Annotated in this window: 13 protein-coding genes; 6 read left to right on the forward strand and 7 right to left on the reverse strand. The window is 67.5% G+C overall.

The window, feature by feature from the left end; all coding sequences use genetic code 11:
- The first annotated feature begins 3 nt into the window (after positions 1-3).
- The 6 genes from GQ464_RS12450 (at position 4) to GQ464_RS12475 (ending at position 8,280) form a co-directional block, all read left to right on the forward strand.
- Complete coding sequence (locus tag GQ464_RS12450; protein ID WP_166977351.1) at positions 4-648, forward strand: 50S ribosomal protein L25; 645 nt, start codon at positions 4-6, stop codon at positions 646-648.
- A 115-nt stretch (positions 649-763) separates the two neighbouring features.
- Positions 764-1,339, forward strand: a complete 576-nt coding sequence (gene pth, locus GQ464_RS12455) for an aminoacyl-tRNA hydrolase (RefSeq protein ID WP_166977339.1) — start codon at positions 764-766, stop codon at positions 1,337-1,339.
- 287 nt (positions 1,340-1,626) lie between these two features.
- A complete protein-coding gene (locus GQ464_RS12460) occupies positions 1,627-3,735 on the forward strand; it encodes a sodium-translocating pyrophosphatase (RefSeq protein WP_166977335.1) in 2,109 nt (702 codons plus the stop codon).
- Positions 3,736-3,989: 254 nt separating this feature from the next.
- Positions 3,990-5,462, forward strand: a complete 1,473-nt coding sequence (locus GQ464_RS12465; protein ID WP_166977331.1) for an amidohydrolase family protein — start codon at positions 3,990-3,992, stop codon at positions 5,460-5,462.
- An 80-nt stretch (positions 5,463-5,542) separates the two neighbouring features.
- Complete coding sequence (locus GQ464_RS12470; protein WP_166977327.1) at positions 5,543-6,913, forward strand: amidohydrolase; 1,371 nt, start codon at positions 5,543-5,545, stop codon at positions 6,911-6,913.
- Positions 6,914-6,945: 32 nt separating this feature from the next.
- Positions 6,946-8,280, forward strand: coding sequence for an amidohydrolase family protein (locus tag GQ464_RS12475; RefSeq protein WP_166977323.1), 1,335 nt, complete (start codon positions 6,946-6,948; stop codon positions 8,278-8,280).
- A gap of 7 nt (positions 8,281-8,287) precedes the next feature.
- Here GQ464_RS12475 and GQ464_RS12480 read toward each other — a convergent pair whose 3' ends face one another.
- The 7 genes from GQ464_RS12480 to GQ464_RS12510 all read right to left on the reverse strand — a co-directional run bounded on the left by GQ464_RS12480 (position 8,288) and on the right by GQ464_RS12510 (position 20,440).
- Positions 8,288-9,679, reverse strand: coding sequence for a high affinity choline transporter 1 (locus GQ464_RS12480; RefSeq protein WP_166977321.1), 1,392 nt, complete (start codon positions 9,677-9,679; stop codon positions 8,288-8,290).
- Positions 9,676-11,010, reverse strand: coding sequence for a type IX secretion system plug protein (locus GQ464_RS12485; RefSeq protein ID WP_228350258.1), 1,335 nt, complete (start codon positions 11,008-11,010; stop codon positions 9,676-9,678). The genes GQ464_RS12480 and GQ464_RS12485 overlap by 4 nt, the downstream gene beginning before the upstream one ends.
- Positions 11,007-13,319, reverse strand: a complete 2,313-nt coding sequence (locus tag GQ464_RS12490) for a hypothetical protein (RefSeq protein WP_166977319.1) — start codon at positions 13,317-13,319, stop codon at positions 11,007-11,009. The genes GQ464_RS12485 and GQ464_RS12490 overlap by 4 nt, the downstream gene beginning before the upstream one ends.
- Before the next feature lie 103 nt (positions 13,320-13,422).
- Positions 13,423-14,298, reverse strand: coding sequence for a DUF3078 domain-containing protein (locus GQ464_RS12495; RefSeq protein WP_166977317.1), 876 nt, complete (start codon positions 14,296-14,298; stop codon positions 13,423-13,425).
- A gap of 207 nt (positions 14,299-14,505) precedes the next feature.
- The gene (locus GQ464_RS12500; RefSeq protein ID WP_166977315.1) at positions 14,506-14,685 is read right to left on the reverse strand and encodes a histone H1; all 180 of its coding nucleotides are present in this window, start codon (positions 14,683-14,685) and stop codon (positions 14,506-14,508) included.
- 151 nt (positions 14,686-14,836) lie between these two features.
- The gene (locus GQ464_RS12505) at positions 14,837-15,535 is read right to left on the reverse strand and encodes an amino acid kinase family protein (protein WP_166977313.1); all 699 of its coding nucleotides are present in this window, start codon (positions 15,533-15,535) and stop codon (positions 14,837-14,839) included.
- Positions 15,536-15,634: 99 nt separating this feature from the next.
- Positions 15,635-20,440: a hybrid sensor histidine kinase/response regulator gene (locus GQ464_RS12510; RefSeq protein ID WP_166977311.1), complete on the reverse strand. Its 4,806-nt coding sequence runs from the start codon at positions 20,438-20,440 to the stop codon at positions 15,635-15,637.
- Positions 20,441-20,503 lie beyond the last annotated feature (63 nt).

The raw sequence follows: 20,503 nt of genomic DNA on the forward strand, positions 1-20,503 counted from the left end.
CCCATGGACGTTATTACCCTTGAAGCCAAGCCGCGCCCGGTGGGCGCCCGGACGGCCCGTACCCTCCGCCGCAACGGCCAGGTGCCGTGTATCCTCTACGGGCACAACGTCGAACCCGTCGCCTTCGCGGTGCCGGAGCTGGCCCTGCGCCCGCTCGTCCACACGGACGAGTTCCACCAGGTGGAGGTCCGGCTCGACGGCAAGACGTGGCGGTGCATCATGAAAGCCATCGACTTTCACCCGGTCACCGACCGGCCGGTGCACGCCGACTTTCAGGTGTTGCAGGCCGGGGAGAAGGTCACCGTCACCGTGCCGATCCAGTTTCACGGTACGCCCAAGGGGCAGAAGGACGGAGGCGTCCCGCGGGCGATCCTCCATGAGGTCGAGATCGTCTGTCTCCCGGAGGACATCCCCTCGCACATCGACGTGGACGTCTCCGGCCTGGGCATCGGCGACGTGTTGCACATCGGCGACCTGGATATGCCCGGGATCGAGTTTCACACGGCGCCCGAACAGACGATCTACCTGGTGACGGCGCCGCGCGTCGTCGCGGAAGGCGCGGCGGAAGAGGAGGTGCTCGGCGTTCCGGGCGAGGAGGCCGCCGAAGACGAGACGCCGGAGGCGGCCCCGGACGAGGAGGAAGAATAACCTGCCGCCTGCGCGTGCGGCCGGAGGTTTTTCCGGAAGCGTGAGGAGCCGTGCCTGTGCAGGCCGGGTTCCTTGCGCTTTCGCATGAAAGGGAGTGCTGCCCCGGGAGAAGGCCATGCCCCGTACCAGACGCTTGATCATCGGGCTGGGAAATCCGGGGGAGGCCTATGCCGGGACGCGGCACAACGTCGGCTTCATGGTGGCCGACGCCGTGGCCGAGAAGACCGGCCTCCGCCTCGAGCCGGCACGCGGGAACGTGCTCCTCGGGTGGGGGAGCTGGCGCGGCTGCCCCTTCGGGGTGGCCAAGCCGATGACCTACATGAACCTCAGCGGCCAGGCCGTGCAGGCCCTCGTGCGCCGCTTCGGCCTCGATCCCGGCGACCTCCTCGTCGTCTATGACGACCTGAACCTGCCCCCGGGCAAACTGCGCCTGCGCCCGGGCGGCAGCGCCGGCGGGCACAACGGCGTGCAGGACATCATCGACCGCCTCGGTACCGACGCCTTTCCCCGCCTGCGCCTCGGCATCGGCCATGACTTTCCGCGGGGCGGGCAGGTCGACTACGTGCTCGCCCCCTTCGATCCGGAACAGCAGCGCCTCATCGAGGAAGTGCTTCCCGTCGCCTGCGACGCCGCCCTCACCTTCGTCACCGACGGGCTCACCACGGCCATGAACCGCTTCAACCGGCGGTGAGCCGCTCCTTCACCCTTCACATGCCGGCCGGCGGTTGAATAATGCGTTAAGGCTGTCAATAATGCGTTAAGTATTAACCATAGCGGCGTTGCGTGCAATATTTTTAGCGGCTCCTCCGTGACTCCGGCGAGGGTGGCTGTACATCCGATGCCTGTGGCGAGCGGGGGCGTGTAGCAGCTTCTGGAGGGGGAACGACGGTGACCGGCCGGCTCCCTCTTTGTGTTTTCGGCCCTGCCGGCCGAACCTCCGGGAATCCATCATCAACGCACTGAGACGGATCCATTTCCATGAATACAGACCTGATCACCTATCTGGTGCCCGTTGCCGGGTTGATTGCGCTGGGGTATGCCTTTCTCCGGACCCGCTGGATCAACCGGCAGGAACCGGGTACCGACACCATGCAGGAGATCGCCGCGGCCATCGCCGAAGGGGCCAGGGCTTTTCTGCGGCGCGAGTACCGGGTGCTGGCCGTGTTCGTCCTGGTCGTGGCCGCGCTGCTGGTTTTCGCCAACCTGGGCAACCCGGAGTCCTCGCCGCTGGTGGCGGTCTCCTTCGTGGCCGGTGCGCTCTGCTCGGCAACGGCCGGCTTCATCGGCATGAGCGTGGCGACCCGGGCCAACGTCCGCACGACGAACGCCGCCCGGACGGGGCTGGGGCCGGCGCTCAACGTTGCCTTCTCCGGCGGGCTGGTGATGGGCCTGTGCGTCGTCGGCCTCGGCGTGCTCGGCCTCGGCGTGCTCTTTGTCGTCTACAACAGCCTCTACGGCGACCTCTGGGACTTCAGCCGCGTCATCAACGTCATCTCGGGCTTCTCGCTGGGAGCCTCCTCCATTGCCCTCTTCGCCCGCGTCGGCGGCGGCATCTACACGAAGGCCGCCGACGTGGGGGCCGACCTGGCCGGCAAGGTGTATGAAGGCATCCCGGAAGACGACCCCCGCAACCCGGCCACCATCGCCGACAACGTGGGCGACAACGTGGGCGACGTGGCCGGCATGGGCGCCGACCTCTTCGAGAGCTACGTCGGCTCGATCATCGGAACGATGGTGCTCGGCGCGGCCTTCCTCTCGGTCCCGGCCATGGAAAGCGAGGGCGTCGGGCCGCTCTCGGCCGTGCTGCTGCCGCTGGTGCTGGCCGGCATTGGTATCCTCGTCTCCATCGGCGGCTCCTTCTTCGTGAAGGTGAAGGAAGGGGGCAACCCGCAGAAAGGGCTCAACACGGGTGAGTTCGGCGCGGCGGGCCTCATGGCCGTCCTCTCCTACTTCATCATCGACTGGATGCTGCCCGCCGAGTGGACGCATAGCAGCCCCATCAGCCCGTTCTCGGAGTACTCGTCGATGGGGGTCTTCTGGGCCGTGCTCATCGGGCTGGCCGCCGGCACGCTCATCGGGCTCGTCACGGAATACTATACCTCCACACACACGAAGCCCACGCTCGATATTGCCCGGCAGAGCGTCACCGGGGCGGCGACGAACATCATCGCCGGCCTGGGCGTCGGGATGTTCTCGACCGGCATCCCCGCGGTGATCCTGGCCCTGGGCATCATCGGAGCCTACGCCTTCGCCGGGCTCTACGGCATCGCCATCGCGGCCGTCGGGATGCTCTCCGTGACGGGCATCCAGCTGGCCGTCGACGCCTACGGGCCGATCTCGGACAACGCCGGCGGCATCGCCGAGATGTCGCACCTGCCGCCCGAGGTCCGCGAGCGGACCGACAAGCTCGACGCCGTCGGTAACACGACCGCCGCCATCGGCAAGGGGTTCGCCATCGGCTCGGCCGCGCTGACGGCCCTTGGCCTCTTTGCGGCCTTCATGCAGCAGGCCCGCATCGAGCGGATCGACGTCTCGCAGCCGACGATCCTGGCCGGACTGCTCATCGGGGCCATGCTGCCTTACGTCTTCAGCGCCATGGCGATGGCTGCCGTGGGCCGCGCCGCCGCCGACATGATCAAGGAGGTGGGCCGCCAGTTCAGCGAGATCGTCGGCCTGCGTGAAGGGAAAGCCAAGGCCGAGTATGCCCGGTGCGTGGACATCTCGACGAAGGCCGCCATCCGGGAGATGGTCGCCCCCGGCCTGCTGGCCCTCGTGGTGCCGGTCACCATCGGTTTCATCTCGAAGGACATGCTCGGCGGCCTGCTGGCAGGCGTGACCGTCTCGGGCGTGCTCATGGCCCTCTTTCAGGCCAACGCCGGCGGTGCCTGGGACAACGCCAAGAAGCGCATCGAGGCCGGCCTCACCCTCGACGGGCAGACCTACGGCAAGGGCAGCGACGCCCACAAGGCGGCCGTGGTCGGTGATACCGTGGGCGACCCGCTCAAGGACACCAGCGGCCCGAGCCTCAACATCCTGCTGAAGCTCATCGCCGTCGTGGCTCTCGTCATTGCCCCGCTGATTGCCTGAGGGCCCGGGCACGACACGTTTCGGACGAGGCGCCGTCCCGCGGGGGCGGCGCCTCGTTTGTTCTGCGGCCAGGCGGTGCCCCCACGCCGGGTACATACGGGCCGGGCCTGCACCGCACGTGATGGCCTGCCGCCGGCCGTTCATAAAACGCGGCGTGCCGTTCGTGGCGGCACCGTCCCCTTTACCTTGCCTGCAGGATTAGGGCTTCTTACCTTCGAAGGTTCACGATCCGTCTTCTCGATTCAGGAGTTTTCATGATCGCTTCTCATTGCCTGGTCACCCGCTCGAACGCAGGGCGGCTGCTTGCGGTGCTGGTACCCGCCCTGCTCCTCGGCGTGGTGCCGGTGCGGGCCCAGGAGGCGGGTGACGACCTGCCGCGGGTCACCCGCACCCATGCCATCACGAACGCCCGCATCGTGCAGGCGCCGGGCCGCGTCATCGAGCGGGGCACCGTGGTCATCCACGATGGGCTCATCGTGGCCGTCGGTACCGACGTCGAGATCCCCTTCGACGCCGAGCGCCTCCCGGGCGACTCGCTCGTCGTCTATGCCGGCTTCCTCGACGGCCTCTCGCATGTGGGCATCCCGAAGCCCAAAGCAGATCAGAACCGCGAACGCCCGGACGACCCGGGCAACCCGCCCGACGATTACGCCGGCATCCAGCCCCAGCAGGATGCCCGTACGATGCTCGAGCCCGGCGACAAGTCGGTCAAGGACCTGCGGGCGGCGGGCTTCGGGGCCGCCCTTACCGTGCCCCACGGCCGGATGCTCCCCGGCTCGGGCGCGCTCGTCCTGCTTCACGGCGACGACCCCGATGCAATGGTCCTGCGCGGCGATGTGGCCCTCTTCGCCCAGTTCCAGGGTGCTCTCGGCGTCTACCCCGCCACGCCCATGGGCGTCATGGCGAAGATGCGCCAGCTCTACCGCGAGGCCGAACGTCGCCGCCTGATCCAGCAGCGCTACGACACCGACCCCGCCGGCCTCGAACGGCCCCCCTACGACGACGTCCACTACGCCTTCTTCCCCGTCATCGAAGGCAAGAAGCCGGTCCTTTTCTACACGGATGAAGCCCTGGAAACGTACCGGGCGCTGCGCCTCCAGCGCGACCTCGGCTTCCCCCTGATGCTGGCCGGCCTCAAGCAGAGCTTCGACCAGATCGACGCCCTGAAGGAGGCCGGCGTGCCCCTTTTTCTCACGCTGGACCTGCCGAAAGAGCCGAAGAAGGAAGCGAAGGCCAAACAGGACTCGGTCGAGGCCGAGATGGCGGCGCAGTACGACCCCACGCTCCGCACGGCCACCTACCGCGACCTGGAGGCCGAGCGCCGTAACCTGGAGGCCCGCCAGCGGGAAAGCCGCGAACGCTACCTCAAGAACGCGGCAATGCTCCACGAGGCCGGCCTCCGCTTCGGCTTCTCGACGATGGACGTCAAGCCCGCCGACATCCACAAGAACCTGCGCCTGATGATCGAACACGGGCTGCCCGAGGACGCCGCCCTGGCCGCCCTCACCACCGATGCCGCCGCCCTGCTCGGCGTCTCGGCCATGCTCGGCACCGTCGAGCCCGGCAAGATCGCCAACCTGGTCGTCACCACGAAGCCCTATTTCGACAAGGACGCGAAGATCCGGTACGTCTTCGTCGACGGCGTCAAGTACGAATACGATACGAAGGAGAAAAAGGAAGCCTCCGGCAAAGAGCACCCAACCGAGCCCTCCAGCCCGGAACGCTAACGCTTCGCTGTGTCAAACGCTCAACCTTTTCAGACCGCGTTACGCGGCCCCAGAGCGCTCCTAGCCAGACGTCAGGTCTCATGAAAAAGCCAGCCTTCTTTCTCGGGTTCGCCCTGCTGATGGCGACGGCCGTCACGGCCCAGCCCCAAACCGGCAGCGTGCTGATCAAGAACGCCACCGTCCTCACCGTGACAAACGGCACCCTGGAGAACACCGACGTGCTCGTGCGCGACGGCAAGATTGCCCGTATCGGCCAGGGGCTCTCGGCACCGGGCGGCGTGGAAGTGGTCGATGCCACCGGCAAGTACGTCATGCCCGGCATCATCGACGCCCACGCGCACATCGCCCTGAGTGCCGTCAACGAGGCCACCGACCCCGTCACGGCCATGGTGACGATGGAAGACGTGGTCAACCCCTACCACATCGGCATCTACCGGGCGCTGGCCGGCGGCGTGACCACCTCGCACCTGATGCACGGCTCGGCCAACGTCATCGGGGGGCAAAACGAGACGATCAAGCACCGCTGGGGCTACACGAACCCGGACGACCTGCGGTTCGAGGGGGCACCCCGCACCATCAAGTTCGCCCTCGGCGAGAACCCCACGCGCGTACACGGCAACCGGGGCGGCGGCTCCGGCAAAGCCAAGGTGCCCGCCACCCGCATGGGCGTCGAGGCCGTCCTCCGCGACGCCTTTGAGCAGGGACTGCGCTACAAGGAGGCCTGGGAGCGGTATGAGGCCGAGCGCCGCCGCAACCCCCGCGCCGTCCCGCCCCCCTACGACCTGCGCCTCGAAACCCTCGCCGACATCCTGCGAGGCGACATCCTCGTCCACTGCCACAGCTACCGTGCCGACGAGATCCTGATGCTCCTGCGTGTGCTGAAGGACTACGGCATCGAGAAGGTCACCTTCCAGCACGCCAATGAGGCCTTCAAGGTGGCGCCCGAGCTGGCCGCCTTCGGCGCCTACGCCTCCGTCTTCTCCGACTGGTGGTCGTACAAGTTCGAGGTCTACTACTCGACGGCCTACAACGCCGCCATCCTGACGCGCAACGGCGTCGTCACGTCCGTCAACTCGGACTCGGGCGAGCTCAACCGGCATCTCTACCACGAGGCCGCCAAGAGCCAGCGCTACGGCGGCCTGACCGACGACGAAGCCCTGGCGCTCATCACCATCAACCCGGCCCGCCAGCTCGGCATCGACGACCGCGTCGGCTCCATCGAAGTCGGCAAGGACGCCGACCTGGTCGTCTTCGACGGGCACCCGCTCTCGGTCTATGCCATCCCCGTGATGACCTTCGTCGACGGCGTCCGCTACTTCGACCGCGAGCGCGACCCGGACGACATACGTCTCCACGTCGATCCCGAGGCCGCGGTCGACGCCAGCCGGTTCGTCACCGACGAGGACTGGCACGCGCTCGAAGCCACCGCCGGCTGGCTCTTCCAGTTCTGACCCGCCTCCGACCACGCGAACCCTTCCCTGCCATGAATCTGCTGCTCACGCTTGCGGTCGGGCTCCTGCTCCAGCTCCAGCCGACCGACGACGTGCCCAAGGGGTACCAGGGCACCTTTGCCATCACCAACGCCCGCATCGAAACCGTCGCCAACGGCACCATCGAACGGGGCACGGTCGTCATCCGGGGCGACCGGATCGAGGCCGTCGGCCCGGATGTGGCCGTCCCGGCCGGCGCCGAGGTCATCGACGGCACGGGTATGACCGTCTACCCGGGGATGATCGACAGCGGCACGCACCTGGGCCTGGCCGAGATCGGCGCCGTGGACGAGACGAACGACTATCGCGAGGTGGGCGACCTGAACCCGCAGATGGAGGCGCTCACGGCCGTCAACCCGAACTCGGTGCTGATCCCCGTCACCCGCGTCAGCGGCGTCACCACGGTCATCGCCGAGCCCTCGGGCGGGCTCTTCCCGGGCGTGGCGGCCCTCATCAACCTGGTCGGCTACACCCCGGAGCAGATGCACGCGGGCGGCGTGCGCCTGATGGTGCTCGAGTTTCCCACTACCGGCCGGCGCGGCTTCTTCGACCGCCGCTCGGACGAGGAGATCGAGAAGGCCGCCGAGAAAGCCCTGAAGAAGCTCAACGACATCTGGGACCGCGCCGTCCTCTATGCGAAGATCGACTCGGCCTATCATGCAGCAAAGAACCCGCCGCGTAAGCCCGAGCATGTGCCCGAGATGGAGGCCCTGCTGCCGGTCGTGCGCGGCGAGATGCCGTTGATGATCAAGGTGAACCGGGAGAAGGACATCCTCAACGCGATCGAATGGGTGAAGGAGCGGGGCCTCAAGAACGTCGTCTTCAGCGAGGTGGCCGAGGGATGGCGCGTGGCGGACAAGCTCGCCGAGGCGGGCATCCCCTGCCTGGTGGGGCCGGTGCTCTCCATCCCCACGCGGGATTCCGACCGCTACGACAAGGCCTACGCCAACGCCGGGCTGATGCAGCAGGCAGGCGTGAAGGTGGCCCTGCGCACGGGGGAGGCGGAGAACGTGCGTAACCTGCCCTTCAACGCGGGCTTCGCCGCCGCGTACGGGATGGGCCGTGAAGAAGCCCTGCGCGCCGTGACCCTCAACGCCGCCGAAATCTTCGGCATCGCGGGCGATTACGGCTCCATTGAGCCGGGCAAGAAAGCCAACCTGTTCGTGGCCGACGGCGACCCCTTCGAGCCGAAGACGCAGGTTCATCACGTCTTCATCGACGGCTTCCGCATCCCGATGACGAACCGGCAGATCGAGCTCTACAGGGAGTTCCTCCACCGCGACGAAGGCCGGCTCCAGCCCGTGGAGGTCCGCCCGGCGAGCAACTGACCGGGCTTCACACACGGCGCGACATGGCCGGGACGCTTCGCAGGCGGTGTTCGACGGCGGCCGTGCTCAGGTAGGCCAGGAGGGCGGCCGCCAGGGAGGTGACGTAGGGGTAGGGCGCGTCCACCACATACGCCCCGCCGATCCATACGGCCACGCCGGTCACGAGGGCCGCCAGGGCGCTCCAGGCGCCGCCGATGCGCGTGAACAGCCCGGTGACGATCACCACGAAGAGGCCCGCGCTCCCGAAGGCGGACGCCTCCTCGACCAGCGCATAGACGCCGTCGGCGTAGAGCGCCATCACATAGGCCACCAGGCCGAAGACGACCACGCCGCCCCGGGCCAGCAGCACCTTGCCGCGTTCCGAGAACGCCGGCCGTAGCGGCACGATGAGGTTGTGCGAGACGAGGGAAGAGGCCACCAGCAGCGCGCTGTCCACCGTCGAAAGGATGGCCGAGACGAGCGCGCCGGCGAAGAGGGTGTAGAGGGCCACCGGCAGGTAGCGCCCGGCCAGCAGCGGCAGGAGCTGATCGGGGTGTTCGAGGCCGGGCAAGAGCGTGGTGCCGAGCAGCCCCATCGTCACGGGGATGAGGCCGACGGCCAGGTAGAGCCCGCCCGCGACGAAGGCCGAGCGCCGGGCCACCCGCGGCGAGCGGGCGGCGATGACGCGGGCGACCAGTTCCGCCGCCAGCACCGAGCCGCACACCGGGATCGCCCAGCCTTCGACGACGGCCAGCCAGGGCGTCTCCGGCCCGCCGAAGAGCCGCAGCCGCGCCGGGTCGACGGCGGCCAGCGCCTCGAAGCCGGTATCCCGCCACACCATGACGAAGAGCACGACGAGGCCCGTCATCAGGGCGATTCCCTGCACGAGGTCGGTCCACGCATCGGCCAGCAGCCCGCCGAAGACGGTGTAGGCGACGACCACCAGGGCCGCCAGCGTGATCGTGAAGGTGATCTCCAGCCCGGAAGCCGCGGCGAGCACCTGTCCGAAGGCCCGGACCTGGGCGGCCGCCCACAGCAGGGAGGTCGGCACCATGAGCACGACGGCCAGGCGCTCCACGCCCGCCGTGTACCGCTGCCGGAAGAAGTCGGCCAGCGTGGTGAGCTTGCGCCGCCAGAGGGGGACGGCGAAGACGGCCCCCATCAACAGGATGCACAGGCCATAGCCGAACGGGTCGGCCGTGCCGCCGGCGAGCCCGTCCACGTAGATCGAACCTGCCGCGCCGATGCACGTCTCGGCCCCGAACCACGTGGCAAAGATGGTGAAGATGGACAGGCCGTACCCCAGGCTGCGCCCGGCCACCAGGTAGTCGGCTTCGGTGCGGATCCGCCGCGCCACGTACGCGCCGATGCCGAGCTGGGCCAGCACGTAGAGACCGATGCCGAACAGGACGGGGTTCAACGCACCAGGATGTGGCTTACGGCGATGAGCCGGTCGGTGTGCAGAGAGAGGTCGGAAAAGTATACGAACACGCTGTAGAGATTTTCCAGCCGGGGCGTGGCACCGGTTTGCGCCCGGCGGATGCGGCCGTCCGAGACCACGTAGCGGTATTCATACCGTCCCTGTTTCAGCAGCACGCGGCCTTCGTAACGCCGTCGTTCCGGGACCCATTCGAGGCGGTGTTGCGGGTCTACGGCAAAGCCGTTGAAGCTGCCCGAGAGGATCACGTCGCCTGCGACCGGCAGTTCGTCCGGCGGGACGTAGGCGAAGCGTGCCTCGACGTACTCGGCCTGCAGGCCCGGTTCGGCCAGCCCGCGCACGGCGGCATCGACTACGATCTGGCCGTTGAGCAGCGGATCGAGCCCGGAGCCGGCGAAGCGGGCATAGTCCGGCTCGATGAAGACCTTGAACGGGATCGAAGTCAGGTCCGTCCGTTCGATGCGGCCGCCGACGCGGAGGTCGCCGAGGTCCACGAAGTAATCGGCCACGGCGGGTTCGAAGGCCGTCCCGGGCGGCAGGAAGAACTGGAGGGCCGGTTGATCGGCCAGCATGGGCCGGTCGGAGCAGCGGGCCGCGTCGAGCTGTCCGTTCCGGACGAAGCAGGTCGTATAGTTGAAGGCGTTGCTCTGCAGGGCGGGCGGAGGGGTGAAGCGGGCCACCGGTTGCACGGCCGGATAGGCGAAGCCGGAGAGCATCACGTTGTCGAGCTCGACGTCGACGGGGGTGGCCTGTTCGGAGACGAAGAAGACCCGTTCGAAGAGCACCTCGTCTTCCATTCCCTGCTCGGTGACCCGGAGGATATAGTTGCCGCTGATTTTGAACTCGATGCTCCGGTTGGGGAAACGATAGCGGTAGTGGGTGTAGGGAATGCCAGTGTTCTGTGAAGGCTGGTAGTCGAGGAGGTCGTCCCGCTGGAAGGAATCCAGGTATTCGGTGGGGGAGAGGTCGCGACGCCAGGTGCGGTTGGCGTGGTAGAAATAGACGGAGAGGGGGCGTCCGCGTGTCTCCAGCAGGTCGAAGGCGACGGTGATGGTCTGGTTCGATCCCAGGGTGATGATGGGCAGGGCCTGTTCGTCGCCGGTGCGATATACCTGGATGGTGCGCACGGTTTCGGCGGCCGGTGCCAGGTTGCCGTGCGGGCTCGGGGTCAGGTCGTCCCGGGTGTGCGCCTCCTCCGGGGGTTCCCGTCGGGCCTCGTTTTCCTGCCGGCGGTCGCCGGTTTTCTCGCTGCCGGCACACCCGATCATCAGTACCGCCAGGATCAGGCTGTACCGGCACAGGCGATGGTTCATGGTTTTTTCGGGATCGTTTCGGGGAAAGGGCCCCGGGTCGGCGCGAAAACCCGTCCCGGCTGTGTTGCCCGCCATTGCACCCGGTCGGCGAAGTCGGCCAGTCGTGCGGCGGCATTCAGGTCGCCGGCGGCGCGGAAGGCCCGGGCGGCCTGCCGGGCTGTTTCGGCGGCGGCCTGCAGGTGGCCGGCGCGGTGCGCGAGGTGGGCCAGCCAGACCTGGTGCTGCCGCCGGAGGAGCGCGCAGCGGGCCGGCGTCGAGGCGGGGATGCGGTCGGGAGGCGTTGTACGCAGCAGGGCGGCCGCCTGTTCGTACCGGCCGCTTTCTGCCCAGCGAAGCGCCGCCAGGATCCCTGCTGCCGGAATTGCTCCGCGATATTCCTCCAGCCGCGCCGCCTGCGTGGCGGCTGAATCCGGCGAGGTTAAGATTCGGACAAGGGCAGGGTGCGGGGCAAGGGATTTCCGAATGACCACCAGCGCGGCCGCTTCGTGGGCGTAGGACGGCAAGGCCTGCAGGGCTGTCTCATAACGGGCCTTCGCCCGGGCCGTGTCGCCCAGCAGGGTGTGGGCGTCGCCGAGGTGGCGTGCCAGCGCGGGCAGACGGGGCAGGGCGGCGAGCGTGTCCAGCCGGGCGACGACGGTGCCGGCGGCGCGCCGTGCCAGCTGGAGGGTGGCCCAGGCGTCGAGGGCCGGGGGGTAGGCCGGCTGCCGGGCCAGCGCCGCCTCCAGCCGGGCGAGCGCCTGCGCCGTGTCCCCCCGTGCCAGGGCCTGTATCCCTTCACGGGTGTGCCGCACGTGGAACGGCACGTGGTGGGGACACACCTTCTCAAAAAGCGACGGCACGGCGAAACGCCGCTCGGCCAGCGGGGCCGCCGCCCGGGACACCACCGGCATGGCCAGCAGGTATGCCTGCCACTCTTGGGCCAGCACCCGCGCCGGCTTTCCGTAGACCGCCTCGAAGTTTGCCCGGGCGTAGACCTGCCGAAAAGCCGCTGCCCCGTAGGTATCGATCAGGTAGCGCACGAACGAGCCCATGGTGGTGTAGGAGACGGCGCTGCGGCCTGTCCAGAAACCCAGCGGGGAAAGGCGGGGGGCCAGGGTTTCCGCCAGCGCGAGCGCACCGGGGTTGCCGCCCGTGCGCCGGAGTGCCGCCGAGAGGACCTGTTCGTGGGGGGTGGGCAGGCCGTCCGGCGGCTCCATGGCCACGGCAAAGCCCTCCACCAGTCCCACCGACAGCGAGGCCCGCAGCCCGGGCAACCCGAACGACCGGGAGAAGACATGCGCCAGCTCATGCGGAAAGGCCGTTTCGAACTCGTCCAGGAGCACATGGGTCTGCGGACGTGCCAGCCACACCGGCGCCACGTTCGTGCGGCGGGCACCCGTCAGGCGCGCCTTCGTCTCCGGGTCGGGATAGAGGTAGCTCGCGATGCGCTCCGGCACCTCCACCCCCAGGCGTTCGGCGAGCCGGGCATACCGGTATTCGTGCACCTCCGCCAGCCGGGCCAGTTCGTCTTCCGTCAGAGAGGCAGGGTCATAATAGAGATCGAAGTGCGTCGTGCGGTATACCCCGCCCAGGGCGCGTTGCAGCACCTGCCCGGTCGTGTTGATCCCCAGGGGGCCGGCGAACAGGTAGCCCAGCCCGAGGAGCAGGGCGAGCCCCCCGGCGACGACCCCGTGCGGGAAGCCGTCGTCCGGCAGCCGGCCCCGCCGCACCCGCAGCGCCCGGCCCGTCACCAGCAGCAGCCCGGCCCAGCAGAGCGACAGTGCGCGGAAGGCAAAGAGGCCGGAGCGGATCGCCAGTTCCTCATCGTAGAGGGGACCCAGGATGCCTCCGAAGACATGGTTGTACACGTAGAACTGCGGGTGCAGTCCCAGGTCGTAAAGCGGCGTCAGCACGGCCACCCCCAGCCCGGCGAGCACGAATACCAGCCGCTTCCGGCGCAGGTGCGTGCTGCTTACCGTGTAGGCGAGCGCTACCGCCAGCACCACGCTCACGACCGGAAACAGCACAAAAAACAGCAATCCCGTCGCATAATCGCAGTTAGGCACCCACAGAAGCGTCAGCGTCAGCAGGGCCCAGGGGACGGCGAGTGCCGCCAAGTGCCCGCCCAGCACCCGCCGCACCGGCGCCCCTTCCTCGAACCAGCCGACCGCCGACAGCCCGGCGACGAAGAAGCCTGCCAGCGCCACCACCGCCGCCGACTCGACGTGCAGCAGGTTGAACAGCGGGATCGGCCATAGCGCCACCCCCAGGCCCCCATAAATCCCCAGTACCGGCCTCAGCCGGCGCTGCACGTCGTCCGGTACGCGCATCGCTTTCCCGCATGCAGAGGTGGACTGCCTGTGGCGTCGGGCGTGGCGAACGACAGCCCTGCCATAGGCAACACGCAATACGCGCTACCTTCCGGCAAGGTGCTCAGAGCAGGGCATACGAGATCCCGACCGCCAGCACCTCTTTCAACTGGAACCGGTCGCTCAGGTCCTTGTCCAGCAGGGCCACGAACTCGAAGTTCACCTGAAGCCAGGCATTCACCTTCATGTTGACCAGGTTTTCCCAGAGAAAGTCCGGCGTTTCCGGCTTGTTGAAGGAGGCAAAAAGCCCGAGGGTCGATTTGTAGCGCACGTTTTTGAACACCTCCCGGTTCAGTTCCGAGACCGCCTCCATGCCCAGTTCGAACCGCACGGCGTCGGCCGGGTCGACGCCATAGAGCACCCGCAGCCGCTCGATCAGCACGATGGTCTCTTTGGCCGCCACGCCGATGCGCTGCGTGAACCAGTGGTTGGGGTCGTAGGTCAACCCGATCGACTGCTGCAGGATGGCCGGGCTGAAGAAGTCCGAAACCTTGACGGGTGGTTTGCGCGGCGCTCCCACCGGGTTTTTTTCAAAGATCGGGTCTTTGTCGAAGTTGAACCCCTCTGCAAACTGCGTGCGGATGGAAGCCGCCACCGTGGGACTGAAGAGGCTGAAGAAGCCTTCCCCCTGGTAGGAGAGGTTGGAAGCCAGCCGGATGACATCCTCGGCTTTGCGGAAGTCGAGCGTGTCCTGCTTGACGACGCCGATCGTCAGCCGGAGGGTGTGTTTCTGGGCCCACCGCCCGTTCGTCCGCCGGGCCTCTCCGTTGAGCCCCGTACTGAGCGCCAGCGAGTTGACCCCGCCCCCCTGCCAGTTGTTGAAGCCTGCCTGGGTGGCCGAAAGGGTGGCGATCAGGTCGGTTTTCCAGCTCCGGGACGTGTCGGGCTTTTGCGCCGGTTGCCCGCGTGCCGGCAACAGCGTCATACCCAGTATCAACATCCAGAGTGTTCGTTGCACCATGAACCTTTTCTGATGTGTACTCCTGTTTCGACGGAAAGCCGTGCGTGGCACAGGGGTGCGTTCGCCAGGCGGACCGGAGGGGGCGGGAGGCTGCTCCGATCGGATGGAGCCGAAAGGTAACACCACAAAAAAGGCCGTGCGGTACTCCGGCACGGCCTTTTTTGTCAAAAAACCGGGAAGGTTGCTTCAGGCGTCCTGGTTTTTGCGCTCCTGGATGTCGACACGGATGTCCTGCGCCATCTGCTTCAGTTCCTGCATGGCTTTGCGCACGCGTGTTCCGGCCGCCTTGTTGCCCTTCTCATAGAACTTGTGGAAGTCGGCTTCCAGGCTTGCCACGAAGTCGCGCAGTTGCTCGAATTTACCCATGTGTATGTCCTCCTGAGGTTTTGGGTGATAGCTGGCCAAGACGATGTGAGGGATTCAAAGCCGGTGGCTTTGCTCAAAAGCGGGAAAAACATACTGCACAGAAACGCGGCTGTCAAGCAAATTGCCCGCATTTCGGCCTGAAATCCCATTTTTATCGGGCGGTGTGGCGCACGCGGGTGCCCTGCAGCCCTTCGCGGTGCACGAAACCGACGGGGCTGGTGAGCCAGACCTCGGCGGCGGTTTCGACGAGGGTGCGTACCGGTGCGGGGTCGGCGACCACGCCGGTGGCTTCGAGTTCGGCGGCCGGCAGCACATCGCGGAGGCGTCCCTGCTCGACGACGCCGGGGCGGTTGGTTCGGGTGAAAAACACGATTCGGAGCGGTTCGTCGGCCAGTTGCCGGGTCAGGGCTTCGACGGCGAGGAGGAGCGGCACCTCGCCACCGGCCGCCTGTGCCGCGATTACGGGCACGGCCCGGCGGCGGGCCAGGTCGCGCACCCAGCGGGCACCCGGGGCCGTGACGCTTCCGTCGGCATCGCGCCGCAGCAGGCCCCGGTCCGATCCCTGCAGGCCGACAGCCGGCACCCCGGCGTCGGTCAGGAGCCCGACGATGCGGTGCGTTTCCATGCGGAGGAGGCGTTCGACGAGGTCCGGCGGAGGCGGTTCGTCGTCCGCAAAGCGCCCTTCGGCTTCAAGCCAGCTCTGGAGCCGGTTCCCGCTGCCGTGGACGAGGAGGGTGTGAGGCATGCGGGGGCCGGCGCCGGCGAGTGCCCGGCCCAGCCCCTGCCAGAACAGCGGGTTGGCCTGGTGTTCCGGGTCGATGTAGAGTACGTGGAGGGGCAGCCTCGTCACAAGCAATCCCGGAGAGGTGGAGGAGCAAACGTTTCGGCTCAGGTCATGAACGCTACCTGCCCTGCCGGGTTGCAAGCCGGGGGTGTTCGGTTGCCGTCGTCAGGGGGTCCGGCCTGCCTGTGGTGCGACGGTCCCGTCCGGGTACGGGCTGCGGCCACCGGCCTCCCGATCGGGGGGGGTGAGGTAGGACCGTATGGCCTGCCGGGCGCGCTCGAAGCGGGCGAAGACGGTTTCGAGGTGTTGCGCCAGCCATTCGGCCGATTCGTACCCGGCACCGGCTTCAAGCTGTTCACAGGCTCGGGCCAGTTCCTCGGCGCCGCACGTTCCGCTGCTGGATTTGAGCGTATGCGCCAATCGTTCGAGGGCTTTCCGGTCAGCCTGTTCGAGGGCTTCCCGCATGGCGGCGAGCTGTTGGGGGGTTTCTTCCAGGTAGCTGGAGAGCACCTCCCGGATGAAGTCCACATCGTGCCCGGTGGCTTCCTGCAGCCGGTCCAGGTTCAGCACGTTGCCGGTTGCGGGTGCGTGCCGAGTGGCGGCGTGGGCCACCGGGGGGACGTCGGCTGCTGGTTCGGCCTTACGTTGCACGACGGTTTCGGCCCGTACCAGGGCATCACGCAGCGCCTCGACCCGCACCGGCTTGCTGATGTAGTCGTCCATGCCGGCCTCCAGGCAGAGCTGCTGGTCCTGCCGGGTGGCGTTGGCCGTGATGGCAATGATCTGCGGCTGCCGGTCCGGGGCATAGTCGGTCCGGATACGCCGGGTGGCTTCCAGCCCGTCCATTTCCGGCATCTGCACGTCCATCAGGATGACGTCGTAGGGGGAGCGTTTGAAAGCGTCGAGCACCTCCAGCCCGTTGGCCACGGTGTCCGCGCGGTAGCCCATCCGTTTCAGAAACTGCTGGATCACCTTCTGGTTGACGAGGTTGTCCTCGGCCAGCAGGATCCGCAGCGACCGGGCTTCTCCGGAGCCAAACGGATCGTCCTGTTGTGCTGTGACGATCTCCTGGTGCGGATCGAGGGCCCGGCAGAGCACCTCCAGCAGGCGTTTTTGTTTGATGGGTTTCGTGAGCCAGGCCACCAGGCCCATCGCCGGGGTGTCGGCACGCTGGCCCATCGAGCTGAGGATGACGAGCGGCAGGTTGTGCGTGGCGGGTCGCAGGCGCAGGGCCCGGGCCAGCATTAGCCCGTCCATTTCCGGCATCTGCATGTCCAGCAGCGCGACGTCGAACGTTTCACCGGCGTCGAGGCGGGCCAGGGCGGCGGCGGCCGAGGCCACCGCCTCGACGTGCATCCCCCACCGGGCCAGTTGCAACGTCAGCATGCGGCGGTTGACCGGGTGGTCGTCCACGACCAGCGCCCGTCGTCCGGCCACCTGTGTGGGGCACGGCGGCGGCTCCGCCGGCCGGATCGCCTCCAGCACCACCGTGAAGTGGAAGGTGGAACCGGCGCCTTCTTCGCTCTCGACCCAGATGGTGCCGCCCATGAGCTCGACCAGGCGCTTGCTGATGGCCAGGCCGAGCCCCGTGCCGCCGTAGCGCCGCGTGGTGGAGGCGTCGACCTGGCTGAAGGACTGAAACAGCCGGTCGATCCGGTCGGCGGGGATGCCGATGCCCGTGTCGCGCACGGCGGTGTGCACCCGGTAACGTCCTTCGCCCAGCGGTTCGGCATCGAGGTGGACGCTCACCTCCCCCGCGTCGGTGAACTTGACGGCGTTCGAGAGCAGGTTGGTGAGGATCTGGCGCAGGCGGGTCATGTCGCCGCGGACGGTCACCGGAACACCTTCTTCGATCACGTAGGCCAGTTCGAGCCGTTTCTCCACGGCTTTCGTTGCCACCAGGTCCAGCGCTTCCTCGACCACCTCGTGCAGCGCGAAGTCCTGTTCCTCCAGCTCGATCTTGCCCGCTTCGATCTTGGAGAAGTCGAGGATGTCCTGGATGATGGCCAGCAGCGTGTTGCCGCTGTTGCGGATGACCTCGACGAACTCTTTCTGCTCGGGGGTCAGCTTCGTGTCGAGCAGCAGGCTGGTCATGCCGATGACGCCGTTCATCGGGGTGCGGATCTCGTGGCTCATGTTGGCCAGGAACTCGCTCTTGGCCCGGGCCGCCTCGAGGGCCGCCTCCCGTGCCGCCACCAGCTCCTCTTCGAGGGCCTTGCGCTCGGTGATATCTGTGTCTATGATGACCAGCTTCGTGACTGTCCCCTGGTCGTCGGTGATGGGGCTGAGCGTGGAGGAGACCCAGATCTCCGTGCCGTCCGGTCGGTGCAGCTTCGATTCGAACACGCTGGAGGCCTGCTCTTCCACAGCCCGGCGGATCGCCTCCTCCAGCGCCGGGTTCCTGTAGATGTCCCGGAGGTTCTCGCCGATCTTCTGCCGGAGTGTCTCGAGCGTATAGCCCGAGGCGCGTGTCAGGGCTTCGTTCACCCATTCGACGCGTCCCGTGGTATCGGCGATGATGACGACGTTTTGCGTCTCCCGCACCACGAGCGAGAGGAGCTTCAGCTTCTCGTTGGCCGCTTCGACTTTTTCCTTTTCCTGCTGGAGCTCTTTCGTGCGGGCAACGACCATGGCTTCGAGGTGTTGCCGGCTCTGCCGCAGGTTGCGTTCGCGGGCGACGATGAGGCCATAGGCGCCGCCGACGCCCAGCAGCGCCATCAGCAGGTAGAACCAGCCCGTCTGCCAGAAGGGTGGGGTGATCACGAAGCTGAATGTCGCCGGCACCTCGTTCCAGACCCCGCTGCCGTTGACGGCGCGGACGCGGAACGTATAGGCTCCCGGCGGCAGGTTGGCGTAGGTGGCCGAGGTCTCATGGGTGATCGGGGTCCAGGCCTCGTCAGCTCCGACGAGCTGGTACTGGTAGGCTACCTCGCGCGGCTGGGTGAGGTTGATACCCACGTAATCGAACGTGACAGAGTTCTTGTTGTAGGGCAGGCGCAGGCCAGCCGGCAACGAGGTGCCCGGCTGCACCCCTTCGGCATAGGGGGCCCAGCTCACCTGACCAAAGAACAGGCGTACGTCCGTGATCAGAATGTGGGGCGGGTACGGGTTTTCCAGCCGCTGCCCCGGCGTGTACCGGATGACGCCTTTGACGGTGCCGAACCAGAGTTGTCCCTTGCGGTCGCGCAGCACCGAGCCGGCGTTGCACTCGCGCCCGACGAACCCCTCGGCGACGCCGTAATGCTCCAGCACCACCTCGCCGGTGCCAGCGTACTGGTCCAGGTCGAGCCGCGTCAGGCCCTGATTGGTGCAGAACCACAGGTGCCCCTGCGGCCCGCGTACCATGCTCATGATGTGGTCGTCGACGAGGCCGTCTTCGAGTGAGATCGGGCGGAAGAAGGGTCCACCGGGGCGGCTGGGCGGGATGAAGTGGGCCAGTCCCCCGCCATAGGTACCCAGCCAGAGCCCTCCGCGTCCGTCCGGCCGGATGGCGCTCACGTCGTTGCCAGGTAACCCGTCGTCCGTGGTATAGGTAGTGAAGCGGCCGTCGGCATAGTGGGCCAGTCCCTGGCGGGTGCCGATCCAGAGCGTGCCGTCCTCGGCCAGGTAGAGCGCGTTGACAGATTGGGCGGGGAGGCCGTCTTCCTCCGTGAACGATGTCAGGTGTCCCTGTGCGTACCGGTAGAGCCCGGCGTTGCCCGTGCCAATCCACAGCGTTCCCCGGTCGTCCCCGGCCAGGGCCCAGACGCTGGCCTGCAGCCCGGGCAGTTGCCGGAAGCGGTGCCCGTCGTAGCGGGTCAGCCCGGCGCCCGTTCCCAGCCAGAGCGTTCCCGAGGCATCTTCGAAGAGGGCAAAGACGGTGTTGTCGGTGAGGCCGTCGGCCGTCGTGAAGGTGGTGAACGCCTGCCCGTCGAAGCGGGAGACCCCGCTCCCGCTCGTGCCGAACCAGATATGCCCGTGCCGGTCTTCGAGGATCGCCCAGGTGCCGTCCTCGGCCAGGCCGTGTTCGCTGTTGAAGAGCAGGAAAGGGGAAGGGGAGAACCGGGCCAGGCCCATCCCGTCGATGCCGATCCAGAGGTTACCCTCCCGATCCTCGTGGAGCGACATGACGGGTTTGGCCAGGCCGTTCTCCCGTCCGAAAGAGGTGATCGCATCGCCTTCGATGCGGAAGAGACCCTGGCTCGTCCCGACCCACAGGCGGTCCCGTCGATCGACCCACAGCGCGCTGATGCGCAGCTCGGCGAACAGGTCCGGCCGGAAGGCGGTGAGGGACGTCCCGTCGTAGACGGCCAGGCCCTTGCCGGTAGCCATCCATATCCGTCCGCTGCGGTCGTGGGCCAGCGCGTGCACCGATGCGTGCGGCAGCCCGTCCGCTTCCGTGAAACAGGCCAGCCCCGCCGCGTCGTAGCGGCAGACGCCGGCCGGCGTCCCGATCCAGACGGTCTGGCCGGCCTCCAGCAGCGCCAGGGCCTTCTCGTCTGGTAACCCGTCTACCGGCATGACGGCGGTGGTATCATCCGGAACCCACCGCACGACTCCCTCCGTCTCGGTGGCGAACCACACGGTGCCGGACCGGTCTATGAGCACGGCGTAGACGCGCTGCGGGGCGATGCCCAGATCCACGTCGGTAAACGCACGCCCGTCGTATCGGCTCACGCCCTGGCCGGTGGCAAGCCAGAGCCGGCCTGCGGCATCCTCCACGATGTCGTAGATGAGGCCGGAAGGGAGACCGTCCCGTTTGGAGAAGTTGGTGAAGACACGCCCGTCGAACCGGCTCAGCCCGCCTCCGAACGTGCCGATCCAGAGGTAGCCGTTCCGGCTCTGGTGCATGGTGATGGGTTGCGACTGCGCCAGCCCATCCTCGATGGAGTAGATGTCGAACTGGTAACGCTGCGCCTGGGCCGGCTGAAACATCCCGGCCAGCAGCAGGCCGAGGCAGCCGAACCGGCACAGCGCTCTCACAACGCGCATGATCTCCTTCCTGGCGACTGGGTAGGTAAGGGGGGACCGGAGGCTACCCGCTCACGGAAAAAA

Source organism: Rhodocaloribacter litoris, assembly GCF_011682235.2.
GTDB lineage: Bacteria > Bacteroidota > Rhodothermia > Rhodothermales > ISCAR-4553 > Rhodocaloribacter > Rhodocaloribacter litoris.